This is a genomic window from Nesterenkonia salmonea, assembly GCF_005771525.1.
Classification (GTDB): Bacteria; Actinomycetota; Actinomycetes; order Actinomycetales; family Micrococcaceae; genus Nesterenkonia; species Nesterenkonia salmonea.
On record NZ_VAVZ01000090.1, the window covers coordinates 1 to 2,111 of the forward strand.

Below are 2,111 nucleotides of genomic sequence, written 5' to 3' on the forward strand. Positions count from 1 at the left end.
ACCACACGTGGGCCTGGGCGTGAGGCTGATGTGTCCCGGTTGGCCTCCTGGGTGGCTGCCCGTGGGGAGGGTGAGCGCAACCGGGGACTCTTCTGGGCAGCGTGCCGCCTGGCAGAAAACAACGTGTCTGCCGGTGATGCGGTTGAGGTGCTGTCTGCTGCGGCTTCCCAGGCTGGTTTGGGGCAGCGAGAAATCGCTGCAACGATCCGCTCGGCCTACCGCACCACCGGCAGCGAGAACACCCCTGGGCGTGTAGCCGCACCTGCGGTGGGACTGGAACCTTTTGCTCGCAGGAGCCAGCGCTCTGCTGGGCGGTCAGCGCAGGGCCGGAGGCTCGAATGAGCACCGGTGGGCAGGTTTCTGGTGTGGGGCACCGGTGGGCGCTTCGCACCGCGGTGGCTGGCACGGTGTTCATCGCCGGGGGCGCGTTCTGGCTCAGCTTCAACGCCTTGGCCGATCTGGCAGCTCGCTCGGGCATCGAGCCGGGTCAGGCATGGGTGTGGCCACTGATCGTGGACGGGATCATTGTGGTCGCCACCGTCTCGGCCGTGGCTCTGGCGGGTCAACGGGCGGCCTGGTATCCGTGGGCGCTGCTGGCCGGCGGTGCCCTGGTCTCGGTGACGGCGAACAGTCTGCATGCGGTGGTGGCGGCTGATGTTGATGTGCCTGGTGTGCTGGCTGCCTCCGTGGCGGCGGTCCCGCCGGTGGTGCTGCTGGCGATCACCCACCTGACGGTGATCCTGACCCGCACCAGCCACTCCCACACCACCGACTCTCACACCGACCAGTCCGGCACTCCTGCACCCGCCCCCACGGTCGAAGACGACGAGGCCCAATCCTCTGTGGCTCGAGTCCAGGAGGTCACCGAGGGCAGCACCGGGCTTGTCTCCGTTACCGCTGAGGCTCCTGCCGCGGTCGAGGACGTGTCGGTGGACCGGCGTGCTCGGGCGCGGATGCTGCGGGAGCAGGGGTGGTCAAACAAGCAGATTGCCAAGCAACTGGGGGTCCACCCTTCGACGGTGGGCCGCTGGGCAGCAGCCGGGCACCTTACAGATGAACCATCCACCAGCAGGAACGGCAGAGCCGCTGTGGGTGGGACCAACGAACAGGGAGAACTGTCATGAACACCATCAACCCTCACACCCATCATCCCGACCCCGGCGACGCGGGTGGGCAGTCGCAGCCCGTGCGGGAATCCGGGCCCGCTCCGCAAGGCCCGGAGATGCCCTCGGTGGAGAGGGCAGCGGAGGGTTCTGCCCCCGACGGACTAGAGGAGCTGGTGGGTCCGGCTGGCCAGGGTGTGCCGGATGCGGTCGAGGCCGATCAGATTCGCCGCCGACAGAACCTAGGTCCCGCTGAAGGCCGTCCGGCCCGTGGGGTGGAGTGGGTGCGGCCCACCGATCTGATGGCTCGGCATTCTGCTGTGGTCGCCGGCCGCGGGATTGATTTTGAAGCGGCCTTGGCGCGCCGGGGCCGTGGCCCGTTGGTGGCTCCGGCCCGCCGGTTGGGCAGCCGGGTGGCACAGTTGCCGCCGGTGTCGGCGTTCGGTCGTGGGCGTCAGCCTCATCAGGTTTCCCGGGATGCGGTGGGACACAGCTGAGCCCCCTGACAGGGTTTTGCTGGTGGTGATGACCGATGAGCACAGCAACAACGAGGTTGCCCTACCGGATCGGCCAGAAGCCGGGTCGGAAAGGTATCAGGGATCAACGTCTCGGGGGTGGGGTGTGCACCTGGTGGTCAGGAGGTACACCAATGCACACCACCACCGACAACCCCAACCCACATCCGACCGGCAACACCGCTGACGATCGAAGCGGGCGAACCTTCGAGTCCAGCGCGGGGCTGCGAGCCTTACTCCGCCGGTTGCATCAGGCTGGTCCCGGGGCGTGGGAAAACGATGCCGAGGCCGCAGCGTTGATGGTTTTCACTGCGGAGAAGTATGCCGCTCTGGCCCGCAAACACGGCCTTGATCCCTGGGAGGCGGCTTCTGCGGCGTTTGATGTGATGCGCAGCCGCTCTACCCGGGAAGCCGCTGATCCGTGGGCGGTGGTCACCCATGCGGTACGGATCACCTGCATCGCTGAGGAACGCGCCCAAGGCCTGCTCTGCTC

The 2,111-nt window shown here is 67.6% G+C and carries 3 protein-coding genes and 1 pseudogene; all 4 read left to right on the top strand.

What is annotated here, in order from left to right:
• Window positions 1-342: primase C-terminal domain-containing protein (locus tag FEF26_RS15360; RefSeq protein ID WP_208012960.1), on the top strand; the 342-nt coding region annotated here is incomplete at its 5' end.
• On the top strand, window positions 339-1,124 hold the full coding sequence (locus tag FEF26_RS15365) for a DUF2637 domain-containing protein (RefSeq protein ID WP_138254406.1): 786 nt from the start codon (window positions 339-341) through the stop codon (window positions 1,122-1,124). The genes FEF26_RS15360 and FEF26_RS15365, both read left to right, overlap by 4 nt.
• Window positions 1,121-1,600: a hypothetical protein gene (locus FEF26_RS16215; protein ID WP_243730625.1), complete on the top strand. Its 480-nt coding sequence runs from the start codon at window positions 1,121-1,123 to the stop codon at window positions 1,598-1,600. Before FEF26_RS15365 ends, FEF26_RS16215 begins: the two co-directional genes overlap by 4 nt.
• Before the next feature lie 152 nt (window positions 1,601-1,752).
• Window positions 1,753-2,111: pseudogene (locus FEF26_RS15375) on the top strand (hypothetical protein); the annotation flags it as partial.